Annotated in this window: 3 protein-coding genes; 1 reads left to right on the top strand and 2 read right to left on the bottom strand. The window is 37.9% G+C overall.

Annotated features, from left to right (window positions below; all coding sequences use genetic code 11):
- Nucleotides 1-140: LysR family transcriptional regulator (locus AC1DTM_RS24210; RefSeq protein ID WP_477001080.1), on the bottom strand; the 140-nt coding region annotated here is incomplete at its 3' end.
- A gap of 97 nt (nt 141-237) precedes the next feature.
- On the opposite strand from AC1DTM_RS24210, the gene AC1DTM_RS24205 reads away from it, so the two are divergent.
- Nucleotides 238-1,143 carry a DMT family transporter gene (locus tag AC1DTM_RS24205; protein ID WP_002148757.1) on the top strand — a complete coding sequence of 302 codons (906 nt, stop codon included), beginning with the start codon at nt 238-240 and terminating at the stop codon, nt 1,141-1,143.
- A gap of 47 nt (nt 1,144-1,190) precedes the next feature.
- Here the strand turns inward: AC1DTM_RS24205 and AC1DTM_RS24200 are convergent, their stop codons facing one another.
- Nucleotides 1,191-1,811: a YcnI family copper-binding membrane protein gene (locus tag AC1DTM_RS24200; RefSeq protein WP_016104538.1), complete on the bottom strand. Its 621-nt coding sequence runs from the start codon at nt 1,809-1,811 to the stop codon at nt 1,191-1,193.
- Nucleotides 1,812-1,991: the final 180 nt, after the last annotated feature.

Raw genomic sequence — 1,991 nt, 5'->3', positions numbered from 1 at the left:
ATGGTAACCCCTAATTCTGACTCAATGCTTGAAATTGCATGACTTACAGCTGGTTGCGTCATATTCAACATCCCAGCAGCCTTCGTAAAACTTCCTAATTCAACCGTTTTAATTAAAACTTGAAGTTGTGTAATGGTCATAACTAATTACTTATACTCCCCATAAAAAAGATTCATTTTATTTATTACACTCGATATCATATCATAGGGAAATGAATTACAACAAGGAGGTCTTACAGTGACACAGCTTTCTCGAACTAAAGCGACAATAATCCTTACATTTCTCGTTATTATGTGGGGAATTAATTGGCCGTTATCTAAATTCGCTCTGCATTACACACCACCCGTACTCTTTGCAGGGATTAGAACTTTAATAGGAGGATTTATCTTACTTATTTTCGCATTACCGAAATACAAACAGTTAAATTTAAAGGAAACTTGGCATTTATACTTTATTTCATCTTTACTCAATATTATTTTGTTTTACGGACTACAAACTGTCGGACTTCAATACATGCCCGCCGGACTCTTCTCCGCAATCGTATTTCTCCAACCTGTCTTACTCGGCATTTTCTCATGGATTTGGCTTGAAGAGGCAATGTATGGCTTGAAAATTTTCGGACTTATTCTTGGATTTATTGGTGTTGGGGTTATTAGCTCTAGTAGTTTAACTGGACATATTTCTATTATCGGTGTACTACTTGCTTTAGGATGCGCTATCGGCTGGGCACTCGGCACAGTATTTATTAAGAAAACTGGACACCGCGTTAATGCCATTTGGATGGTAACACTTCAGCTTATTATTGGCGGATTTTGCTTAATCGGATTTGGTTCAGAATTTGAGAGCTGGTCTAACATCGCTTGGAGTATACCATTTGTAAGTGTACTACTCTTTATTTCATTCTTCGTTATTGCAATGGGGTGGCTTGCTTACTTCACACTTGTAGGAGCTGGTGAGGCAAGTAAAGTTGGGGCTTATACATTCCTTATCCCTCTTATCGCTATTATTGTAAGTTCAATTTTCTTACATGAGGCCATTACAATTAGCTTATTCATCGGACTATTATTTATTGTGGTGAGTATTTGTTTTGTGAATATAAAGCCGAAAACACTTGCTGTAAGGCAGCAAGTTGAAGTGAAATAAATAAACGTGAAAAAGAAGCCTACTGCTTGTAGGCTCTTTCTTATACCTTACTTTTTACGACGTACTACAAAAACAAACGTACCCACCGAAGATACAATCGCTAAAACTGATAACACAATTGCTATTGTTGATATATTACTTGTACCTTCATTTTTTTCCACACTAGATACTTCTCCATGTTCTCCAGTTAAGGACGTACCTTTTGCAATTGTAGTAACTGAATGCGGTTTTTCAGCTTTCTCATCGCCTGTCCATTCAACAATTTCTCCGTCTTTATATTGTTGATATGCATCCCAAGCTATTTTTTGTTCTTTATCTGGGTTTTTAGCAACGAAAGTAAATCGTTGGAACTGACCAGATAAAATCCCTTCCCCTGTCGCTTCCCATACTACAGTTTTAACTTTTCCAGCTCCATCTTTTTGCTCTTCCACTTTCCATCCTGACACTGGTTCATACTGTTGAAACTCAACGCCGGACGGTATTTTTAGTGTGACTTTTGTTGTTGCCACATTTTTTTCAACTGGTACCTTTATTGTGTAGGTTTCCCATGAGTTAGCATCCGAAGTTGCTGGTTGCACAGTTACGTGAGCACTAACAGGTAACGAAAAAATCCCCATTGCAATTATTGTCGCTATCATTGTTGTTCCTATTTTTTTTATACGTCTCATTTTCTTTTACTCCTTTTCATACATAACTTCTGTTTATCCCGCTATTTGTGGGCAGTAAGACTCCCACCTCAAAATTCAGCTGGAGCAAAGAAGTTAGGTGGGAGATCAACTGCCCGTAAAAGCCCGATTGGTGAAGGCTAATAATCAGTGGGGGATGRACAAAACCCCACTGATTAAAGT

It is taken from the genome of Bacillus sp. P4_D3 (genome assembly GCF_056401855.1).
The sequence above is the reverse complement of the archived record's forward strand: the minus strand, read 5'-3'. Positions and strand labels throughout refer to the sequence as shown.